General features: G+C 61.3%; 20 protein-coding genes. 16 read left to right on the top strand and 4 right to left on the bottom strand.

Annotated features, from left to right (window positions below; all coding sequences use genetic code 11):
• Nucleotides 1-91: 91 nt before the first annotated feature.
• The 3 genes from ACWTV1_RS06360 (at nucleotide 92) to ACWTV1_RS06350 (ending at nucleotide 3,822) form a co-directional block, all read left to right on the top strand.
• Nucleotides 92-1,366 carry a peptidoglycan DD-metalloendopeptidase family protein gene (locus tag ACWTV1_RS06360; RefSeq protein ID WP_498504560.1) on the top strand — a complete coding sequence of 425 codons (1,275 nt, stop codon included), beginning with the start codon at nucleotides 92-94 and terminating at the stop codon, nucleotides 1,364-1,366.
• A 266-nt stretch (nucleotides 1,367-1,632) separates the two neighbouring features.
• Nucleotides 1,633-2,952, top strand: a complete 1,320-nt coding sequence (locus ACWTV1_RS06355) for a M23 family metallopeptidase (protein ID WP_498504559.1) — start codon at nucleotides 1,633-1,635, stop codon at nucleotides 2,950-2,952.
• Between the two features lie 51 nt (nucleotides 2,953-3,003).
• Complete coding sequence (locus tag ACWTV1_RS06350) at nucleotides 3,004-3,822, top strand: SDR family NAD(P)-dependent oxidoreductase (RefSeq protein WP_498504558.1); 819 nt, start codon at nucleotides 3,004-3,006, stop codon at nucleotides 3,820-3,822.
• 136 nt (nucleotides 3,823-3,958) lie between these two features.
• Here the strand turns inward: ACWTV1_RS06350 and ACWTV1_RS06345 are convergent, their stop codons facing one another.
• On the bottom strand, nucleotides 3,959-4,450 hold the full coding sequence (locus ACWTV1_RS06345) for an inorganic diphosphatase (protein WP_100388079.1): 492 nt from the start codon (nucleotides 4,448-4,450) through the stop codon (nucleotides 3,959-3,961).
• Nucleotides 4,451-4,498: 48 nt separating this feature from the next.
• On the opposite strand from ACWTV1_RS06345, the gene tilS reads away from it, so the two are divergent.
• Genes tilS through ACWTV1_RS06330 form a run of 3 tightly spaced genes read left to right on the top strand, consistent with a single transcriptional unit; the run spans nucleotide 4,499 to nucleotide 7,527 of the window.
• Nucleotides 4,499-5,542 (top strand): tRNA lysidine(34) synthetase TilS, encoded by a 1,044-nt coding sequence (gene tilS, locus ACWTV1_RS06340; protein WP_498504557.1) that lies wholly within the window; start codon nucleotides 4,499-4,501, stop codon nucleotides 5,540-5,542.
• Nucleotides 5,532-6,083, top strand: coding sequence for a hypoxanthine phosphoribosyltransferase (gene hpt / locus ACWTV1_RS06335; protein ID WP_498504556.1), 552 nt, complete (start codon nucleotides 5,532-5,534; stop codon nucleotides 6,081-6,083). The genes tilS and hpt overlap by 11 nt, the downstream gene beginning before the upstream one ends.
• A 10-nt stretch (nucleotides 6,084-6,093) precedes the next feature.
• Nucleotides 6,094-7,527 carry a serine hydrolase domain-containing protein gene (locus ACWTV1_RS06330; protein ID WP_498504555.1) on the top strand — a complete coding sequence of 478 codons (1,434 nt, stop codon included), beginning with the start codon at nucleotides 6,094-6,096 and terminating at the stop codon, nucleotides 7,525-7,527.
• A 26-nt stretch (nucleotides 7,528-7,553) separates the two neighbouring features.
• Here ACWTV1_RS06330 and ACWTV1_RS06325 read toward each other — a convergent pair whose 3' ends face one another.
• From ACWTV1_RS06325 to ACWTV1_RS06315, 3 genes are all read right to left on the bottom strand, one after another.
• A complete protein-coding gene (locus tag ACWTV1_RS06325) occupies nucleotides 7,554-8,351 on the bottom strand; it encodes an alpha/beta hydrolase family protein (RefSeq protein ID WP_498505038.1) in 798 nt (265 codons plus the stop codon).
• An 894-nt stretch (nucleotides 8,352-9,245) separates the two neighbouring features.
• Nucleotides 9,246-10,430 (bottom strand): MFS transporter, encoded by a 1,185-nt coding sequence (locus ACWTV1_RS06320; RefSeq protein ID WP_498504554.1) that lies wholly within the window; start codon nucleotides 10,428-10,430, stop codon nucleotides 9,246-9,248.
• On the bottom strand, nucleotides 10,427-11,908 hold the full coding sequence (locus tag ACWTV1_RS06315; protein ID WP_498504553.1) for a tetratricopeptide repeat protein: 1,482 nt from the start codon (nucleotides 11,906-11,908) through the stop codon (nucleotides 10,427-10,429). The genes ACWTV1_RS06320 and ACWTV1_RS06315 overlap by 4 nt, the downstream gene beginning before the upstream one ends.
• Before the next feature lie 495 nt (nucleotides 11,909-12,403).
• Here ACWTV1_RS06315 and ftsH point away from each other — a divergent pair, with 495 nt between their 5' ends.
• The 10 genes from ftsH to panC are packed head-to-tail and all read left to right on the top strand — an operon-like array spanning nucleotide 12,404 to nucleotide 21,059.
• Nucleotides 12,404-14,407: an ATP-dependent zinc metalloprotease FtsH gene (gene ftsH, locus ACWTV1_RS06310; RefSeq protein WP_498504552.1), complete on the top strand. Its 2,004-nt coding sequence runs from the start codon at nucleotides 12,404-12,406 to the stop codon at nucleotides 14,405-14,407.
• Between the two features lie 7 nt (nucleotides 14,408-14,414).
• Nucleotides 14,415-14,999, top strand: a complete 585-nt coding sequence (gene folE / locus ACWTV1_RS06305) for a GTP cyclohydrolase I FolE (RefSeq protein ID WP_498504551.1) — start codon at nucleotides 14,415-14,417, stop codon at nucleotides 14,997-14,999.
• 28 nt (nucleotides 15,000-15,027) lie between these two features.
• A complete protein-coding gene (gene folP, locus ACWTV1_RS06300) occupies nucleotides 15,028-15,819 on the top strand; it encodes a dihydropteroate synthase (RefSeq protein ID WP_498505037.1) in 792 nt (263 codons plus the stop codon).
• Complete coding sequence (gene folB / locus ACWTV1_RS06295) at nucleotides 15,816-16,235, top strand: dihydroneopterin aldolase (RefSeq protein ID WP_498504550.1); 420 nt, start codon at nucleotides 15,816-15,818, stop codon at nucleotides 16,233-16,235. Before folP ends, folB begins: the two co-directional genes overlap by 4 nt.
• Complete coding sequence (folK, locus tag ACWTV1_RS06290) at nucleotides 16,232-16,762, top strand: 2-amino-4-hydroxy-6-hydroxymethyldihydropteridine diphosphokinase (RefSeq protein WP_498504549.1); 531 nt, start codon at nucleotides 16,232-16,234, stop codon at nucleotides 16,760-16,762. The genes folB and folK overlap by 4 nt, the downstream gene beginning before the upstream one ends.
• Nucleotides 16,756-17,244, top strand: coding sequence for a DUF3180 domain-containing protein (locus tag ACWTV1_RS06285; RefSeq protein WP_341619102.1), 489 nt, complete (start codon nucleotides 16,756-16,758; stop codon nucleotides 17,242-17,244). The genes folK and ACWTV1_RS06285 overlap by 7 nt, the downstream gene beginning before the upstream one ends.
• The gene (locus ACWTV1_RS06280; RefSeq protein WP_498504548.1) at nucleotides 17,241-17,726 is read left to right on the top strand and encodes a PH domain-containing protein; all 486 of its coding nucleotides are present in this window, start codon (nucleotides 17,241-17,243) and stop codon (nucleotides 17,724-17,726) included. Before ACWTV1_RS06285 ends, ACWTV1_RS06280 begins: the two co-directional genes overlap by 4 nt.
• Nucleotides 17,723-19,450 (top strand): PH domain-containing protein, encoded by a 1,728-nt coding sequence (locus ACWTV1_RS06275; protein WP_498504547.1) that lies wholly within the window; start codon nucleotides 17,723-17,725, stop codon nucleotides 19,448-19,450. The genes ACWTV1_RS06280 and ACWTV1_RS06275 overlap by 4 nt, the downstream gene beginning before the upstream one ends.
• Entirely contained in the window at nucleotides 19,450-20,199 is a 750-nt protein-coding gene (locus tag ACWTV1_RS06270) for a DUF2520 domain-containing protein (RefSeq protein ID WP_498504546.1), read from the top strand. Before ACWTV1_RS06275 ends, ACWTV1_RS06270 begins: the two co-directional genes overlap by 1 nt.
• A complete protein-coding gene (panC, locus tag ACWTV1_RS06265) occupies nucleotides 20,196-21,059 on the top strand; it encodes a pantoate--beta-alanine ligase (protein WP_498504545.1) in 864 nt (287 codons plus the stop codon). Before ACWTV1_RS06270 ends, panC begins: the two co-directional genes overlap by 4 nt.
• Nucleotides 21,060-21,089: the final 30 nt, after the last annotated feature.

The following is a 21,089-nucleotide window of genomic DNA, read 5'->3' as shown; positions in this document are numbered from 1 at the left end:
GCTTTTTCCAACAGGCTTAAATGTACCCGACTTTTGAGGCGCCTGATACTACGTTCAGTAAGTGGTTGAGACTTTTGCGCCGAGGGGAATAATGAAGGTCATGCATTCGAGTAGCGGAACCACGGCAACCCGAGCCCGCCGCCCCCTAACTTTTCGCGTGATTGGCTTCGCTGCAGCCCTCAGCCTCGTGGTCGGAGTGAGCGTTGTGGCCGGCACCAGCCAGGCCGCCTTCGCCGACGACTACCCCACGTGGAGCGACGTCACCGAAGCCCGCAACGATGAAGCCGCGACCAAAAAGGTTGTCGAGCGCATCAAGGCTGCCCTCGTTCAGCTTGAAGCTGACGCCGCGGCCGCCCAGAAGAATGCCGAAGAAAAAGGCAACATCTGGCAAGAGGCCGATACTAAGTACCAGGCCAAGGCCACCCAGACTGAAACTTTGCAAGAGCAAGCGGATGCCGCAAGCGCCGAAGCTGACGAAGCCGAGACGCGCATCGGTGAGCTTGCATCGCGGCTCGTGCGTGCCGGCGGTGGCGACGTAACCACGAGCCTTCTGGCCAACTCGCAGGACGCCGACGCGTTGCTCTACAACCTTGGTATGTCGTCGAAGATTTCGCAGCAGACATCCGCGCTCTTTGAGCGGGCCGTTCAGGCTCGCAATACGGCGCAGTCGCTGACCGATGCTGCTGAGGTTGCTCGCGCTGAGCTGGAGATCCTCAAGATCGCTGCTGAAGAAGCGTTCGCTGAGGCTCAGGCTGCGGCTCAAGCCGCCGAAGAAGCTCTCGCTGAGCAGCAAGAGCGCAAGATCGAGTTTGACGCTCAGCTTGCCGCTCTGACTTCTGCTCGTAAGGCAACTGAGGCGAGCTACTTAGAGGGTGTGCGCGAGCGCGAGGCCGCCCGTGCGGCTGCCGAAGCAGCGGCTCAGGTTCCGAACTTGGATGCTGGTGAGATCAGCCTGAGCGGCTGGGCTCGCCCCGCCGGTGGTTACATCACATCGGTCTATGGCTATAGCTCGAACTACGGCTCGAGCTTCCATAAGGGAACCGATATCGGTGCGAGTTGTGGTGCGGGCATTTACGCGGCGTCGAGCGGAACCGTTGTCTACGCCGGTTATGGCTGGAATGGCGGTTACGGAAACTACATCATCCTCGAGCACGCTGGCGGATTGCGCACCGCGTACGGTCACATCGTCGATGGCGGTATTCACGTTTCGTACGGCCAGAATGTGGCTGTCGGAACGAAGATCGCCAGCGTGGGTACAACCGGAAACTCCACCGGATGCCACCTTCACTTCGAGGTACGCCCCAACGGGTGGGATACGACCGACCCCGTTTCGTTCATGGCGGGCCAAGGCATCCAACTCGGCTAACCCCTCAGCGCGTGCGCGCGCTTCGGCTCACGGCGACGTTCTCGTAACTCTGCAGCGCCCATTTTCCGCAGCATCCTGATGGTCGAGCGCGGGCCGAGAGGCTGCTCTTCGGCATCCGCGCCGGCAAGGCCCCCTCCACGTCGCAATTGCATTCAACAAAAGGTTGAGACTTTTGGGTCGCATGTTGTTAGTGTGGTCAATGTTATTCGTGTGACTAATGGCCATTAGTCGGCGCTCAACGATGTTTAGGGGAACAATTGAAGGTCATGCATGCGAGTCGGGGGGCCGCAGCAAAGTCTAGGCTTCGCTCACAATCTTTTCGCGTCATCAGTTTCGCTGCGGCGCTCAGCCTTGTCGTCGGCGTCAGCGTTGTCGCTGGAACCAGTCAGGCTGCGTTCGCCGATGACTACCCCACGTGGAGTGAAGTCACCGAGGCCCGCAACAACGAAGCGGCGACTCAAAAAGTAGTCGACCGCATTAGAGCCGCTCTGGTTGAGCTTGAAGCTCAAGCCGTTGCCGCTCAAAAGGATGCCGAAGAAAAGGGAAACGTGTGGCAAGAGGCCGACACGAAGTACCAGGCCAAATCCGCGCAGACGGAAACCTTGCAAGAGCAGGCGGATGAGGCCAGCGCCGAAGCAGACGACGCCGAACAGCGCATCGGTGAGCTTGCTTCGCGCCTCGTGCGCGCCGGCGGCGGCGACGTCACCACCAATCTTCTTGCCAACTCTCAAGACGCCGACGCTCTGCTGTACAACTTGGGCATGTCGTCGAAGATCTCTCAGCAGACTTCAGCTCTTTTCGATCGCGCAGTCCAAGCCCGCAACACCGCTCAGTCGCTGTCAGATGCCGCAGAAGTGGCCCGCGCTGAGCTCGAAGTGTTGAAGATCGCCGCCGAAAAAGCGTTTGAGGAAGCTCAAGCAGCAGCAGCGGCCGCAGAAACGGCTGTAGCTGAACAGCAGGAGCGCAAGGTCGAGTTCGAGGCACAGCTTGCGGCCCTTACCGCTGAGCGCGTCATAACAGAAGCCGACTATCAGGCGGGGGTCAAGCAGCGCGAAGCGGAGCGCATCGCACGCGAGAAGCGCGCTGCGGCTGCTGCAGCCGCGGCAGCAGCAGCCGCGGCCGAGGCCGCCGCGGGATCCGGCGGTTCCAGTGGCGGTTCAGGTTCCTCGAGCGCCAACGGCTGGACGAAGCCCGCTTATGGCTACATCACCTCGGTCTACGGTTACAGCTCGAACTACGGTTCCAGCTTCCACAAGGGCACCGATATTGGTGCGGGCTGCTACTCCAACATTTATGCGGCATCCAGCGGAACCGTCGTCTACGCCGGCTACGGCTGGAATGGCGGCTACGGAAACTACATCATCCTCGAGCACGCTGGCGGAATTCGTACCGCTTACGGTCACATCGCGCCCGGCGGCATCAAGGTGTCGTACGGTCAGAGTGTGTCCGTCGGGGCAAAAATCGCCGAGGTCGGAACCACCGGAAACTCCACCGGTTGCCACTTGCACTTCGAGGTTCGCCCCAACGGGTGGGACACCACGAACCCTGTGTCATTCATGTCGGGTAAGGGTGTTGGCCTCGGCTAAAGTCTGAGCACACGCTTGAGGCAACGGAGTCTCGGGCAGAGGGAGCACGCCGTGGACTCAGTAGCCGGACTCATTGTTGTGATTACGGGTGCTGCCCGCGGCATGGGCGAGATCTATGCTCAGCGAGCAGTCGCTGAGGGCGCAGCCCGCGTAGTGCTGCTCGATGTCGATGCCACGGCTCTGGATGTCGCGGCCGCCGCTCTGAGCGCTGCGGGCGGTTCCGTCAGCAGTTACGTTGTCGATCTCTCGTCACGCACGGCGATCGAGTCAGTCGCCGAGCGCATCCGTACCGAAGTCGGAACCCCACACGTGCTCGTCAACAACGCGGGCATCGTGCGTAGCGGCTACTTCTGGGAGCACGACGCGGCGCGCGACATCGAAGCGACGATGCAGATCAACACGCTTGCGGCCATGTATCTCTCGCGCGAGCTGCTGCCCGTGATGATCGAGGGCGGAGCGCCCAGTCGCATCCTGAATATCGCGTCAGCGGCAGGCACGCTATCGAACCCGAACATGAGTGTCTACGCGGCATCCAAGTGGGCGATGATCGGCTGGAGCGATTCGCTGCGGCTCGAACTGACCAAGGCGGGCCACTCGCAGATCGCCGTGACGACATTCGCGCCCAGCTACATCAGCACCGGCATGTTTGCCGGAGCCCGGGGCCCGCTGTGGACCCCGATCATGACGCCCGAGAAAGCCACCGCGGCCGCGTGGTCGGCGATGCTCCGCGGCAAGCCGCTACTCATGAAGCCGTGGACGGTCGGGCTGGCCCGCGGGCTCAAAGGCGTGCTGCCGACGCGCGCCTGGGATTTTGTGGCAGGGCGAGTCTTCAAGGTCTACAACTCGATGGATGAGTTCACCGGGCGCTGAGCCCACCAGCCGATAAGTTCGGCGGACGCTGAGCCGCGCTAACCCATTAAACGCCGATGGCGGATGCCTGAGCATCCGCCATCGGGGTGACGCGCACGATACCTGAGCACCACGCGCGAGAAGTGCTTAGTGCTGCCTAGTGGCCTTCGGCCTTGAGCTTCTCGAAGCCAGCCTGAACGATTGCTTCCGCTTCAGCAGCGTCGCCCCAACCGTCGATCTTGACCCACTTGCCGGGCTCGAGGTCTTTGTAGTGCTCGAAGAAGTGCTCGATTTCCTTGCGCGTGAACTCAGGAACGTCGTTCAAGTCCTGAATGTGCGACCAGCGCGGGTCCTTGGCCTGAACGCAAATGACCTTGGAGTCGATGCCGCCATCGTCGCTCATGTTGAGCACGGCAACCGGGCGAACCGAGATGCCAACACCGGGGAAGGTGGGGGCGTCGAGCAGAATCAGCGCGTCAACGGGGTCACCGTCGAGGCCGAGAGTGTTCTCGAAGAAGCCGTAGTCGGTGGGGTAGGCGAAGGTGGTGAAGAGAAAACGGTCGAGAAATACGCGACCGGTTTCGTGGTCAACTTCGTACTTGTTCCGGCTTCCGCGCGGAATCTCAACGACAACGTCGTATGCGGCCATGTAGCTGCTCCTAAGAAAAATGTGGGGTTGCTGCAATAACGTTACTGGATGCACTCCGAACGGCGCCCCCGTCTTACGCCCGCAATTGCTGATGTTCGGCGTGCAGTGCGCACCGCACTGAGCTCGTTGCCGGTGCCCGCAGGCTCATCGGCGGGCACTGCCGGCTCAGAACCGCTCGTTCTCGTCGCCCTCAGTGGCGGCCCTGACTCGCTCGCGCTGGCGGCCGCGACGGCCTTCGAAGCGTCCAAGGCGGGCCTGCGCGCCGGTGCCGTAATCGTGAATCACAACCTTCAAGAGGGGTCAGCGGATGTCGCTGCCGCCGCCGCGCAGCAAGCACGCGACCTCGGGCTCGACCCGGTCGACATCCGCTCGGTTCTCGTTGGTGACGCCGGAGGCCCCGAGTCTGCGGCCCGTGACGCGCGCTACGCGGCGCTCGCCGCTGCTGCCGCCGAGCACGGCGCCATCCGTGTGTTGCTCGGCCACACCCTCGACGATCAAGCTGAAACCGTGTTGCTCGGCCTCGCCCGTGGCAGCGGAGCGGGCAGCCTCAAAGGGATGGCTGTCGACACCGGCCAGTACTTGCGGCCGCTGCTCGCCATCGCGCGAACCACGACCGTTCAGTGCTGCGAAGACTCCGGAATTGTGGCGTGGAATGACCCGCACAACCTCGATACCTCGTACACGCGAGTGCGGGTGCGGCAGACCGTATTGCCGCTGCTGGAAAGCGAACTGGGGCCCGGCATCCGCGACGCATTAGTGCGAACCGCAGACCAAGCACGCGAAGATGCCGACGCTCTCGATCATTTTGCCGAAGAAATGGCCGAAGATTTGGCCGAGATTTCAGAGGCCGGAATCTCGTTACCCGTGCGCGCGCTCGCCGCGAATCCCGCCGCTCTTCGCCAGCGTTTAATTAGGTTGGCGGTGGCAAGCGAGTTCCATGTGTCGCTCAGTCGCACCCACACTCTGGAGATCGCGAGGCTCGTCACCGACTGGAGGGGGCAGGGACCGATGGACGTTCCCGGCGTTAGGGTTGAACGACGAGAGAACCTACTCCACTTTTCGGCCCACAGTGAGGAACGCGATGCAGTTTAGCGATGTCGAAGGAGACCTCAGCGAGGTCCTTCTGACCCAGGAAGAAATCCACGAGAAGATCGCCGTGATGGCCCGTCAGATCGAGGCAGACTACGCCGGCGAGAAGCTGCTGCTGGTTGGTGTGCTGCGCGGAGCCGTCATGGTGATGGCCGATCTGGCTCGCGAACTCAGCCTGCCGCTCGAGATGGACTGGATGGCCGTCTCCTCGTATGGAGCCGGCACGCAGTCCTCGGGTGTCGTTCGCATCCTCAAAGACCTCGACAGCGACCTTGAGGGCCGCAAGGTGCTCATCGTTGAAGACATCATCGACTCTGGCCTCACGCTCTCGTGGTTGCTCGGCAACCTGCGCAGCCGCGGTGCTGCCTCGGTCGAGATTTGCACCCTGCTGCGCAAGCCGGATGCCGCCAAGGTCGAAGTGGATGTCAAGTACGTCGGCTTCGACATCCCCAACGCTTTCGTCGTGGGCTACGGCCTCGACTACGCCGAGAAGTACCGCAACCTGCGCGGCGTCGCAGTGCTCGCACCCCACGTTTACGGGTAGGGCCAACTGAATGCGGGCGAAGGCAGCAATTGATCAGGCGACCGACGAGATTGTTGGTCTATTTGAGAATCGGGTAGCCGAGCAGAAGGCCCCAGCATCGTTCTTCGCGGTCTTCGGGCCCGATGGCATTGTGCTGGAGGGCGGATACGGCGAGAAGGTTCTTGGCGAGGGCAACGCTCCCGATCGCGACACGGTGTTCCGCATCGCGTCGTGCACGAAGAGCTTCACGTGCACGATGCTGCTGATGCTGCGCGATCGTGGCCAGCTGAATCTCGATGCGCCGATCACTGACTTCGTTCCCGCATTCACCGCTCTCGAGCCAGCGGCGGCTCCCGTGACTCCGAGCGTGCGTCAGCTCATGACGATGTCGGCGGGCTTCCCGACCGATAACCCGTGGGGCGACCGCGTAGAAGAAATGACGCGGGCCGAACTCGACGAGTTCATGGCGGCGGGCATCCGCTATTCCAGCACGCCAGGCACTCGTTTCGAGTACTCGAACCTGGGCTACGCCCTGCTCGGCGAAGTCATTGCCGAGATCACGGGCCGCCCTTACATCGAGGCGATTGCCGCCGAAATTCTCGAACCGCTCGGCCTTACCTCGACCCGCTTCGAAGAAGACTCGGATGCCGATGTCGCCCTCGGCTACCGGCTCGCGAATGGGCAGTGGCAGGTTCAGCCGTTCACCGGGCCCGGAGTCTTCTCTTCCATGGGTGGCTTGTTTTCTAGCGCGACCGACCTCGTGCGGTGGTCGCTGTGGCTCGCTGGTGCCCTCGATCCGGAGGACACCTCAGACGGACCGCTGTCTGCCGCCAGCCGCCGCGAACTTCAACAGATTCAGCGCGCCGTGCCCGAGGGCATGTCGAAGACTGCCGAGTTCTCCGAGCCGACCGCACACGGTTATGGCTACGGCCTGTTTATTGACGAGGGCACGACGAAGATCGTGTCGCACTCAGGCGGTTACCCCGGCGTGAGCGCCCACATGCGCTGGCACGCGCCGACCGGGCTCGGCATCGTGGCATTTGAGAATGGCACCTTCGCCGCATCCTCGATTCCTGCGACTCAGGCTCTGCAGGCTGCGCTCAACGCCTATGGCGAGCTGACGACGCCGGCTCCGGCGTGGCCCGAAACTCTTGCAGCGCGCGACGTGTTCGACGGGCTTGTTCGCCAGTGGGATACCCCCACCGCCGACGAGCTCGCGGCGGTGAACCTGGCGCTCGATGTTCCGTGGACAGAGCGCATCGCCGGGATTGCGAAAGCCATCGCCGAAGTGGGGCCGCTCACGAGCGCTCCGCTCACGGAGTTGCCGCGCACCCCCAGCGATACTCCGGCCGCCACGAACTGGACGATCGAGGGAGAGCGCGGGCGACTCAAGTGCCACATCTTGATGAGCCCGGAGCTTCCGCCGCGCGTTCAGACCTTCACCGTTGCAGCCGAAAGCGAGTAGCGCAGCAGACATCAGCGCAGCGAGCGTCAGAGGTCGTTGGTTGGTCTTCTAGATTGATCCGTTTCGGTCGTGATTTGAGTCACAAGCTCTTTCAAAACCATCCAACGTTTGGCGGCATCAACTGTACTTGCCGGGTAGTGCCTACCTGGAACTTCGATCAGTTGCCATTGGTGGCCAAGATCCGTTGCTCGATCCGCGACCGATTTCGTCGAACCGGGCGACACGATCTCGTCGTTCGTTGCCGCCAAAACAAACACCGGTGCTGCGCCTTTGTGCGAGCGATTCGACGGTAAGGAGATCCTCCGATCGTCGGCTCCGAATCTTTCGGATGCCCACTTAGAAAACTCGTCATTGTGAGGACTGTGACGCTCGATATGCTCGGTCAGGCTGAGAATGGGGGACATGACTACCACTCGCTCCACAGCCTCGAGGTCGCTTAGCTGTGCTGCAACCCAAGCACCAAAGCTAACGCCGAACGCCACGACAGATTCATAGCGGTGTCTCGCAACTGCATGACGAATAGCGCGGGAGACAGTCTCGACGGCCTGCCGCCACGAACCCCATGCGGACGCCTGAAATGCGTCCCCGAAACCTAGTGATCCCGGATAGTTGATAATCAGCACATCGACGTTTCGGTCGAGCCACTCTCTATACGCGCCGCTGTACCTTAAATCGTCGAGCTCATGGCTGTCAGGGCCACCATGGAACGACACAACTAGGTTTTTGCATCTCACCCCTGACCTGCTGACCCGTACGCAGGGGACGTCTGCGATTGATAAGTACTCGACGTTGATATCGGATCTAGGCGCGGCGACTCCGCACATTTTCAGCGGGCCGCTAATCCAGCTCGATCCAATGTTCAGTCCAGTAAGCCGCAGAACTGGAGTTTGGGTGGCACCAACGGAGAAGATCTGCGCTGTGCCGCAACGAGAGATCCAGTGATCAAAAACCAACGTATCGGGCGTAGCGCGAAATACGGACTGGCCAAGTCGCGCGTGTACGGCGTATGCGAATACTTCAAGATCAGACGCGCCAACATCAACTATTGACCACGACGAGGGAAGAGACAGCTTCGAAGTGCCCTCAGCTCGAGCTAGAAAAAACTGGTTACCCTGCTTTGAGGACTGCCTAATGACTGCGAAGCTTGTCGTTGGGTGAGTTACCTTTCCGTCGCCTCCGTGGAGGTAATCACCCGCAGAGTCGAAGGCAGCCCATCGATTGTTGGGCAACTCGCAGATAAACGTTCCGTCGGACAAGACACACTTTGGGATGGCTTCGCGCATGTGTAAAGATTTCGCCTGCCCCGAGGTCAGATCTACGAAGACGCACTGATCAAGGTCTGAGATGGGCTCGAGCAAAATCTGAATGCTCTGCGTTGAGGCATCTGGGACAAACGCACTTATAGCGAACTCCGTCGACGGGAAACCTTGGTGAGCCCACGTGTCGACATTCCTGATCGTCGAAGCGGCGAGAACACTTTTGGTGATCGTTATGGCGTTCCTCGTATGCGAAACCCCGTATACGAAAGGGGTACCTGGGACGCAGTAGTGTGCGAGCCCCGGCGTAAGCGTAAACTCAAAGTAGCGAGCGCGCACAGAAGTCGACTGGGGTGCTCGGTACAGCTTTCCATCGAGGGCGCTGAAAAAGACAAAGCCAGTCTCATCGGCGAATACCGGGCGAAGATGGTCCTCTTCGAAGATCGATTCGACAGGCATCGGTTATTTCGATGGCGCTTGACGAGTCTTGAACTTGCTCAACAGAGCGGGGAGCAGGACCGCATTAAGAAGCGTTGCGCAACCCGCAGTCAGCAAGAGCCCTTCTGGGCCTGTTGCCAGCCAGAGAGGCGCCCCGAGTGCCCCTCCGACCGCATCGCCGACAAGAAAAGCAGCCTGAGAGATTCCGAAAATTAACCCTGTGGCGTGTGCGGGAATCACTGCATATTGGATCGTTTCTTCGCACGCGACAGCGAGCGCAATCAAGGCTGCACGGAGCACAAAAACAAGGGCGACCCAGAAGAGTCCAAGTCCGAAACTCAGTCCTAAGAGAATCGCCAATGCTCCTGCGCCTACCTCCGCAAGTGCAAACAGTCTGAACGGTCGGCTGTGTGAGCCCCATCGTGAAAGTGCCCACGAGACTAATATCTGGGCCCCGCTAAGAAGCGCTATAACTATAGCGGCTTGAGCTGCTGAGGCTCCACCTTCCGTCAGGATCAGAGGCGCATAGGGGGCCACCAGGCTCACATAGAAACCAGAGATGAGCCCGATTATGGCGAGACGGAATCCGATTGAGCGGAAGCTCGAAATTGGTGGTGCATCCTTGACGCCTCGGGTACTCAGGTGGGGTGGGCTAAGTCGTGTTTGCGGCATCAAATTCAACCACAACAGTGCGAGCGCGATGAGTCCAGGCGCGACCCACAGCGCGGTTGCAGGCCCGTCAATGCGGCTGTCGATCATGCTGAAGATAACGGCTGCCCCGGCTGTTCCCATCACCACGCCGATTTGATTCCCAAGGTTTCGCGCCCCGACTATCCGAGGAATCTCATCATCGGTAGCGTTGCTTCGAACCCAGGGTCTGATCGCGACCAGAACTAGCGAAGCCCCCAAACCAGCTATAGCGGCGAAGATGACTACGGGCACAAGGTCGGTGAGAAGCCGCCCAGCGATGCCCACCCCGTAGATAAGTGTGCCTATCTTGACGGCGCGTAACCCCCCAATTCGATCGGCTAGTGCACCCCACGCGAATGACAGTCCGCCAACAACCGCCATAACTGCGTACCCGATTCCAAACGCTAGAAGAGAATCCAATCGTTCAAAATAGAGCGGTTGCGCGACCTTCGACATCCACATGCCGCCGGCGAAAAGTGCAGTGAAAAAGCTCAACTGCACGCGCAGGTCGACGTTCACGGCTTAGTGCTCACGATCATGTCGTAATTTTGCGCGAGGTAAATAGAATTGGGGAACAATTTGAGCCCCTGCGTAAGCGTTGCGAGTGCTTTCGCAACATCGTTTCTACTCAAAAAAACCTCTGCGGCAAGGGATGCGCGCCGCTCAACCTCAGGCTGGTCGAGCGAGTGGATGTCCCACGACACTATTTCGCTCAGCGCTTTCTCGTGCTCGCCGGCCAGAATGAGGTTGTACACCACGTTGGTGAGGTGCACTGGCGAATCTGGATTTATGGAGTGGGCTCTTCGGAACGCCAGCACGGCTTTATCGTGCATACCCTTTCGGCCTTCGTATACACCTAACTGGGCCCACGCTACAGCGAGAGTCTCGTCGGAAGCTACCGCCGTGTTGCATTGGAATATCGCAGCGTCAAGGTCTCCTATTCGCGCGAAGCACTTCGCCATTTCCAGCCGGTACTCTGGCATGTGGGGGTCGACGCCGATCAGTTCTTCGTATGTTCGTAGCGCCGAGTGGAAGTCCTCGATCTGGGTGAAGCATTGTGCGAGGTTGTAAATTAACACAGTTCGGTGGATCGCGATGTTTTCAGTTGTCCCGCTCAGCGTATCGATGCCCCAACGTAGTAACCGGATCGACTCTTCAACTTTCCCCCGCCGGAATAGGATTAGCGCGTAGCCATTTCGGTTGAATACCTCATCAAAGATTACGTCGTCGCGATTTCGGTGCCCGGAATTCAGCTGGTGAAGAGCGTCATATGCCTCGTCGAGCAGAGTGGCGCTGGTTTCGAGATCTCTCAGGCCTGAGGGGTGATGTCGTGCGTAAAGCATGGCAGACCCATACTTTGCGCGGACGAAATCCATAACGTCGCCTGATCGGCTCCATCTGTCGTAATAGTGCTCTGCATTGAGCGTCTGTCCCAGCATCGCATTGGCTAGGGCGAGTAAATTCCAGACGCGCGAAGATTTTTCGACTTCTTGAAGGGATGTTCCCAACTTCTGCGCAGTCCAAGCGTCTCCAGCATTGATATATTCGAAAGCCCGCTGGTACACGTAGTCTGCGTTTTCCGAAACTCTGGGGAGTTTCAGGGCCTCAAGGAGCTCATGCTCCTCTCTGCTCGGCACATGGCTAAGTGCACCATCAATGACTCCGACCTCAAGTTGAACCGACCAGCCAGCAACTTTGCTGGCTGTCATCAGAAACTCGCGGCTTCCGTCGTCGAGCTCGAGCGCGCTAGAAACGCGCACAGAGATATGGCCTGAATCCCGTGATATCCGTTCGGCAATCTTGAAATAGCTTCTTGTCGCTCGCTGCTGTTGAAAGAATCTGATCTGGTGATCAGGCGTGGCCGCGTCGGTGAGGCTTGCGGCTCCTGAGCGAACTCGCTCGGCTAGTTCCTGGTCTAGAGGTCTTAGCACTCGAAGACCGTGTTGCATTAGCCAATCGGTGCTGTCTCCGCTGATTCCGTAGTGGGACAGAATCACTTTCACCACGCTGTAGGAGATCGGAGTTCGGTTGTGAGCTGAGATTGTAAGCAAACTTACGCCGCCTTTCAGAGGGGGCGCGAACGGATCGCCCGCGCCCCCTCACGATCGCTTTAAAGGGCTACTTTGCCACCGTAGAGAACAGCGAAGTCGATCTTTTCTTCTTGGGGCTCTTCAACCTTGAGTTCCATTTCAGGCTCCTTGTCGTTTATTCGAATTGGACAGCGGTTTGCTGGCCTGGATTCAGAGTAGATAACCGAGCGCGAAATATTTTGAGTTTTCCACAATTCAGATGCTTCGCGGGAACGGATTGGTTTTGGTGCGCGAGGGTGCGACTGTGCGGTCAGGTGTGGTTGCCGCAACCGCGATAACCACAGCGGGGCCCACCAGGCATTACGCCGAGGGAAAACACGCAGTCCGCTTGCAGCGCGATAACGGTAACCTTGCAGCACGTTTCTTCAGAGAGAGGTACTGGGTCACCCGACTCGGAACATCATGGATTTTAAGCGCATTTTTCGCGGCCCGGTCCCGTACATCATCATCGGTATCGCCGCCGTCTCGATCGCCGCGAGCCTGCTCCTGGGCGAGGGTTACAAAGAGGTCACCACTCAAGAGGGCCTCGACCTTCTTCAGGGATCGACGGTGTCCTCAGCCACCATCATTGACGGTGAGCAGCGCGTTGACCTCGAGCTCTCCAAAGCTGACGGCGACAACGGAACGAAGGTGCAGTTCTACTACGTAGCACCGCGTGGCACCGAGATCGTTTCTGCGGTCAACGGCGCCGACGTGAAGGAGTTCAACGACAAGGTTCCTCAGGAGAACTTCTTTGTTTCGTTCCTCTCGATCATGCTGCCGTTCCTGATCATCGGCATCATCTTCTTCTTCATCTTCAGTCGCATGCAGGGTGGCGGCGGCAAGGTCATGCAGTTCGGCAAGTCGAAGGCCAAGCTCGTGGGTAAAGACACCCCGCAGGCAACGTTCGCGGATGTCGCTGGTGCTGATGAGGCCATCGAAGAGCTTGAAGAAATCAAAGACTTCCTTAAAGAGCCGGCCAAGTTCTTGGCTGTTGGTGCTCGCATCCCGAAGGGCGTACTGCTGTACGGCCCTCCCGGAACCGGTAAGACCCTGTTGGCCAAGGCCACCGCGGGTGAAGCTGGCGTGCCCTTCTACACAATCTCCGGTTCTGACTTCGTTGAAATGTTCGTGGGTGTCGGTGCAAGCCGTGTTCGTGACCTCTTCGAGCAGGCCAAGCAGAACTCTCCCGCGATCATCTTCATCGATGAGATCGATGCTGTTGGTCGTCACCGTGGTGCCGGAATCGGTGGCGGTAACGATGAGCGCGAGCAGACCCTCAACCAGCTGCTGGTTGAAATGGACGGCTTCGACGCCACCGCCAACGTGATCTTGATCGCTGCAACCAACCGCCCTGACGTTCTTGACCCCGCGTTGCTGCGCCCGGGTCGCTTCGACCGCCAGATTGGTGTGGATGCTCCCGACAAGGGCGGCCGCAAGCAGATTCTCGAAGTGCACGCCAAGGGCAAGCCCATGGCCGAAGGCGTCGACCTGGAAGTTCTTGCTCGCAAGACACCCGGATTCACCGGTGCAGACCTCGCCAACGTGCTCAACGAAGCAGCCCTGTTGACCGCTCGCTCCAACGCGCAGCTCATCGACAACCGTGCTCTCGACGAGGCCGTCGACCGCGTTATGGCCGGACCGCAGCGTCGTTCGCGCCTCATGAACGAGAAAGAAAAGCTCGTTACGGCCTACCACGAGGGTGGTCACGCCGTGGCTGCCGCTTCGATGCGCAATAGCGACCCTGTCACCAAGATCACGATCCTTCCTCGCGGTCGTGCGCTTGGCTACACGATGGTTATGCCGCTCGAAGACAAGTACTCCGTGTCGCGTAACGAACTGCTCGATCAACTCGCCTACGCGATGGGTGGCCGCGTCGCGGAAGAGATCGTGTTCCACGACCCGACTACTGGAGCATCCAACGACATCGAAAAGGCAACCTCGATTGCTCGCCGCATGGTCACCGAGTACGGCATGAGTGCCAAGGTCGGTTCTGTGAAGCTGGGCAGCGCCTCAAGTGAACCTTTCATGGGCCGGGATATGAGCTCGAGCCGGGAATACTCCGACGACATGGCCAAGCTCATCGACGACGAAGTGCGCCTGCTGATCGAGCAGGCCCACGACGAGGCTTGGCAGATGCTCAACGAGAACCGCAAGGTGCTCGATAAGCTTGCCCGCGAACTCATGGAGAAAGAGACGCTCGACCACGTTGAGCTCGACAAGATCTTCAAGGGAATGGCCAAGTTGCCCGAGCGCCCGCAGTGGCTTTCGAGTGACGCCCGCCCCGTTTCGCAACTACCTCCCATCAAGGTTCCCAAGAAGAAGGTGGTTGACGCAGACGCTGAAGCAACGGACGACGACACCGCGCAATCGAAGCCGACACGCACCCCACGGCCACGCAAGTCGCCGGGTGTAGCACCGGCCTAGGGGCAGCATGGCGATCGACCTCGCACGCATCGAAGCTGCGGTAGCCGAGATTCTGGATGCCGTAGGAGAAGACCCGACCCGGGCTGGCCTTACCGCCACCCCGGGTCGGGTCGCCGAGGCGTACGCCGAGTTCTTTGCGGGCAACGAGGTCGACCCGCTCACGCACCTGTCAGACAGCATTGAGTTCACCGCGAAGGCAGACCAAACCGGCGAACTCGTGCTGCTGCGCGACATCGAGTTCCGCTCGATGTGCGAGCACCACTTGCTGCCATTTTTGGGCGTTGCCCACGTGGCCTACATTCCGGATGAGCGCATTATCGGGCTCGGCAACATCGCCCGGGTAGTCGAGACGATCGCCGCTCGTGCACAACTGCAGGAGCGACTGACCGAAGAGATCGCCGACTCTTTCGATGAAGGGCTTTCCCCTCGCGGAGTGCTCGTGGTCGTGGATGCCGTGCACGGTTGTGTGTCAGCCCGCGGCCCACGCCAAACGGCAAGCTCCACCGTGACCCTCGCCTCGCGTGGAGCACTGAGCGATCCCGTCGAGCGCGCCGAAGTGATGGCGCTCATTGGCCGAGGCCATGACGCGTAGAAACCCCCGCGTGACCGTTCCCCAGATCATGGGCATCCTCAACGTCACGCCCGATTCCTTTAGCGACGGCGGCCAGTTCGAGCATGTCGACGCCGCCATTGCGCGCGGTATCGAACTGCGCAACAACGGCGCGGGTGTCGTAGATGTCGGCGGAGAATCGACTCGCCCGGGTGCCGAACGGGTGTCGCCCGCGCTTGAGCAGCAGCGAGTAATCCCGGTGATCGAGGCGCTCACGGCCGAGGGCGTAACCGTGAGCATTGACACGATGAATGCCGAAACTGCACTCGCCGCGGCGAAGGCGGGAGCATCCATCATCAACGATGTCTCCGGCGGGTTAGCCGACCCCGAGATGTATCGGGTCGTCGCCGAAACAGACGTGATTTACATTGCCATGCACTGGCGTGGGCACAGCACTGAGATGGATCAGCTTTCGCAGTACGACGACGTGGTCGCCGACGTGCGCAGCGAGCTGAAGGCGCGATTGGCCGAGATGATGGTGTGGGGAGTGAAGCCCAATCGGGTGGTGCTCGACCCGGGTCTTGGTTTCGCGAAGAAGTCGCGTCACAACTGGGCGCTGTTGGGGCGGATTGACGAGCTGACGTCTCTGGGGCATCCGGTGCTCATCGGGGCCTCGCGCAAAAGATTTCTTGCATCGATGTTGCCGGCCGATGCGCCGCCCGCCGATCGAGATTTGGCCACCGCTGTCATCAGCAATGTTGCTGCCGAAGCCGGAGTGTGGGCCGTTCGTGTGCACGACGTCCCCTCGACCCAGATCGCACTTTCCGTGTATCGCGCCATGCAGAAGGGCAAGAAACGATGAATCCCGCACTGGACGAAATCACCCTCACGGGCCTGCGCGCCACCGCCTTCCACGGCGTCTTCGACCACGAACGTCGTGACGGTCAAACCTTCGTGATTGACGCGACCGTGTACCTCGACTTTGCCGCCGCAGCGAGCACCGACGACCTGGCCCGCACCATCCACTACGGCGAGCTGGCCGAAGAGATCGTGGCCGCCGTCGAGAGCAATCCCGTTGACCTCATCGAAACGGTGGCCGAGCGTATTGCCGCCGTCGTACTCGCGCACGAGGCCGCGGTGAGCACCAAGGTCACGCTGCACAAGCCGGAAGCGCCCATCACCGTTCCGTTCGCCGACGTGTCGGTCACGATCACGCGCCACCGTGCAGCTCGCGCGCAAACCGCGGGCTTCAGCGCAGCGCCGCAACCGCTCTCATGATTCGCCAACAACGACTGCGCGTCGAACTTCCCGTGATGCTCGCCCTCGGCAGCAACCTCGGCGATCGCGAATCCACCCTGCGCGACGCCGTTCACGCGATCAACGCCATCGACGGTGTGACCGTGGATGCCGCCTCAAGCATCGTGCAAACGCCGGCGTTGAAACTTTCCGGCATCGACCACTCGGCCCCGGCGTACCTCAACGCGGTCGTGTCTGCCCGCAGCGCGCTGGAGCCCCACGCCCTGCTCGCTGAGCTGCAGCGCATCGAAGCCGACAACGGTCGCGTGCGCGACGAGCGCTGGGGCGACCGCACCCTCGATATCGACATCATCTCGTTCGCTCATCTTCAGGTGGATGACGAACTGCTGACGATCCCGCATCCGCGTGCCGCTGAACGAGCCTTCGTTCTCGTGCCCCTGCTGCAACTCGACCCGCACGCGAACCTCGCCGGGGTCGGAGCTGCTGCCGAATGCTTGAGCGCGACCGAGAACGACACGACCGAGTTTGAGGCGGCACCGCTGTGGTAGCCCGTACCTCCGCGTTGCACCTGGTGACGATTGCGGCCGCGGGCGCCGCCGTCGGCTGGCTGCTTGAAGTGCTGCTCACGGCATCCGGAAACCCGATCGTGTTGCCGTCGATTGCGCTGGCCGTTTCGCTCTTTCTCATTGCCGTGATCGTCGTGGTGTTGGCGGTGCCGATTTATCGTTCGTCGCGCGGTCTGCGCAAAGAACGCGTGAATCCCTTCTTCGCTCTCCGGGTCGTGGTGCTCGCGAAAGCGTCGAGCTTCGCGGGCGCGCTCTTGGGCGGCGCCACTCTCGCGATCGCGTTCTACCTGCTGAGCCGCACTATTACCCCGAGCAGCGGAGCCGTGGCCACAAGCTTCGTGGTTTCGGGTGGCGCGGTAGTCTTGCTGATCGCAGGACTGGTCGCTGAACGTTTGTGCACCATCCCGCCTGATGACGACGACCCGTCGTCGCAGCGTCCGATGGACCCCCAAGGAGCAGCGTGACTGAGCGACTCGATCTTCCCGACGCCGAGTGGCGCGGAGTTTCCCGCAAGTACGCCGTCGTTGAAGTCGGTGGCCTGCTGATCGTGGGCGTCATTCTCGCGATCGCCACCTCGATCCCCACCTTCGTGAGCGGCATCACGTGGCTAGCGGCAATCCCCATCTCGCTGGGCATCATCTTTCTCATCAACATTCTGCTCACCCCACGTCGCGTGCGGGCCATCGGCTACATGCTGCGTGAGGATGACCTCGTCTTTCGTCGCGGACTGATGTTCCGCCGCGTGGTTGCAGTGCCTTATGGTCGCATGCAGCTCGTGGACATCAACCGCGGACCCCTCGATCGCGCCGTCGGCCTCAGCGAACTCAAGTTTGTGACGGCAGCGGCATCCACCGGAGTCGTCATTCCTGGCCTGCCCGAGCAGGATGCTGAGGAGTTGAGAGACACGCTCGTCGCCCTGGCTGAAAGCCGTAGGGCCGGACTGTGAGCGATCCGCGCGAACCCGGCGAGGCCGCGGAGCCCGCCGCCCCCGCCGTGGCGCTGACCGTTCCCGAAAGCGCTCGTCGTCTGGCCGATGGCGAGTGGCACCGGCTGCACCCGGCGACGCCGTTCTTGCGCGGTGGCATCGCGTTCGTGGCGATCATCGGTGTCATCGTCGTGAATGCCAGAGACTTCTTCCTTGATCGCGTTTTCGGTGGCGGCCGCGAGTTCGAGTTCCTGGAACGCTTCGCGGACTCAAGCCTCATTCTTCTCGCGATTCTTGCCGTGCTGGTCGTCTTGCTGCTGAGCGTCGGCGGCTTCTACCTGTCGTGGCGGATGCACACCTTCCGCATCACCGATGAACTCGTTGAGGTGCGCAGCGGCATCGTCTTCCGCACCAACAGGCGGGGACGCCTCGACCGTATTCAGGGCATCAACATCTCGCGCCCGTTCCTGGCTCGACTCTTCGGCGCCGCCAAGCTCGAAGTAAACGTGGCCGGCCAAGACGCGAACGTCGAGCTGGCCTATCTCGGCTCGGCGGGCGCGGATGACCTGCGCCTTGCCATCCTGCAGCTTGCCTCGGGAACGCGTGCGGCGGAGGCAGCGGCAGCGACCGCCGCAGCTCCGGCCGGAGTCGGAGGGCTCGTCGAGTCCCGCGTGAATGAGTTGCTGGCACCGGAGCTCGACCCCAATGCGGCTCCACCCGAGTCGATCGTGCGCATCAGCATCCCGCGGCTCATCGGATCTCTCGTGCTGAGCGAAGCAACCGTGATCGCGATTCTCGCGGCCATCGGAATCATCGCCACGGTAATTGCCACCGGCAAGTATGGCTGGATCTTCGCGCTGCTGCCGGGCCTCCTCGGTCTCTTTGGTTATTTGGCATCGCGACTGACGCGCTCGTTGCGTTACTCGATCGCCTCTACGGATGACGGCATCCGAGTCGGTTATGGCTTGCTGTCGACGACCAACGAGACGCTGCCGCCCGGCCGTATTCACGCGGTCGAGGTATCGCAACCGCTGTTGTGGCGCGCTGCCGGCTGGTGGGAAATCAAGATCAATACCGCGTCGCAGGCGGCGAGCTCGAGCGGTGCGACCGCGAAGACCACGCTGCTGCCCGTCGGCGATATGAACGATGTGCACCGCGTGCTGCAGCTTGTGTTGCCGAGCCTCGCCGACGAGAAATCGCGCGAGCTGCTCGAATGCGGCCTTGCCGCCGGAGCCCACGACGACGCCTACGTCACCTCGCCCAAACGGGCAGCGATTCTGCGTTGGTTCTCGTGGCGCCGCAACGGCTTCGTGCTGATTTCGGATGCCGTAGCACTGCGCAAGGGAGCCATCTGGCGTTCGCTTGTGCTGGTGCCTCAAGCGCGCATGCAGAGCGTGAGCATGAACGAGGGGCCGCTGCTGCGCCGCATGGGCCTCGCAGAACTGCGTATTCACACTGTTGCCGGCCCGATATCGGCCACGATCGGTGCGCTGGATCGCGGCGATGTTGTGCGCTTCTTTGACGAGGTCGCGCACGCCGCGGTGCACGCTGCCGGCGTTGACACGAGCCATCGCTGGCGCAGTGCTGCCGTGGCACCTGAAATTGCTTTAGCTCCGGAAGCTGCCGCTCCCGCAACACCCGCAACTGCCGCAGCCCCCAAAGTTCCTGCAGTTCCGGAAGCGGCTGCACCCCCGGCAAGCCCCGAAACCCCGGCAACCCCCGAAACCCCGGAGGACTACGCGTAATGGCCCAGGCAGCAGGCCGGCTCGAAATCGGCATCATCGGCGCGGGCAAAGTGGGCCCGATTCTGGGCGCAGCGCTCGCGGGCGCAGGCCATGCCATCGTCGGGATCGCGGCATCCTCCGAGCGCAACTTGGAACGCGCAAGCGCGATTCTTCCTGAGGTTCCCGTGCTCGACATCCCGACACTGGTCGAGCGTAGCGAGCTCGTGATTCTAGCGATTCCCGAGGGCGAGATCGAGTCATTTGCTCAGGGCCTTGCCGATGCTGGAGTCTGGCAGCCGGGGCAACTCGTGTTGCACACGGCGCCCGGGCTCGGCTATCAGGCATTGGCGCCTGCGCTTGCGTCCGGGGCGATTCCGCTCGCCGTGCATCCGGCCATGGTCTTTACGGGAACGAGCCTCGACCTCACCCGCCTGCACGAAACCTATTGCGCCGTTAGCGCGCCCACCCCGGTGTTGCCGATCGCCCAAGCGCTTGTCGTCGAGATGGGCGCCGAGCCGATCGTCATCGCCGAAAGCGAGCGTGCTGCGTGGGCCGAAGCGGTGAGCACCGCGACGAGTTTCTCGGCCGCCATCGTCGGTCAATCCTTAGATTTGCTTGCTAGCGTCGGGGTGGATGCACCTTCTCGCGTCTTGGGGCCGCTGCTGCGCTCCTCGGTTGAGAGTGCGCTCGCGCGTGCCACAGCGACTAGCATCGATGTTTCCTTGCTCGACCCCGAGCCGAGGCCCCATTCACAGGAGGACCCCTCGTGAGTTCACACCCCCGCCCGCAAGTTATTGAGACCGTCGCGGGTATGCGCGATGTGGTTGCGCACGAGCGCGCCGCTGGCCGCACCATCGCTTTGACGCCCACGCTGGGCGCTCTTCACCAGGGTCACCTCGCTCACGTTGAGCGCGCCGCCGAGCTCGCCGATGTGCGCATCGTTTCGATCTTCGTAAACCCCACGCAGTTCGGTGCCAACGAAGATCTCGACAAGTATCCGCGCACGATGGATGAAGATCTCGACATGCTCGGAGAGATGGGTGTCCCATATGTCTTCGCGCCCAGTGTGGAGGAGATGTACCCGAAGGGGCCGACCTCCACCACGATTGCTGCCGGCCAGATCGGAACGATGTTCGAGGGCAAGACGCGCCCCGGCCACTTCGACGGCGTGCTCACGGTTGTCGCGAAGCTGCTCGCTATCACGAGTCCGCAGTTCGTCACCTTCGGCCAGAAGGATGCCCAGCAGCTCTTTCTCGTTCGCCGCATGATCACCGACCTCAACATCCCGGTGCAGCTCGAGATCATCGAAACCGTGCGCGAAGAAGACGGCCTCGCCCTCTCGAGCCGCAACCAGTTCTTGGATGCCCACCAGCGCGAAGCGGCATCCATTCTGTCGACCGCATTGAACGCGGCGACCTCGGCCGCCGACAGTGGCCTTGACGCCGTGATCGCCGCCGCGCAGGGGGCGCTGATGGGGGAGTCGGGCGTCGAGCTCGACTACTTCACCGTCGTCGATACCGATACCTTCATGCCGGTACCCGATGGCTACCGTGGGCCGGCTGTTGCCCTCGTCGCTGCTCGCGTGGGGGAGACCCGTCTGATCGACAACGCGACCCTCTACGTCGGCTAGTTTTCGCCCGTAGTTCGGGGCGCGACAGCG

The sequence above is a fragment of the Salinibacterium sp. VpJ6 genome (assembly GCF_059767345.1).
This window is presented reverse-complemented; position numbering and strand designations above follow the sequence as displayed.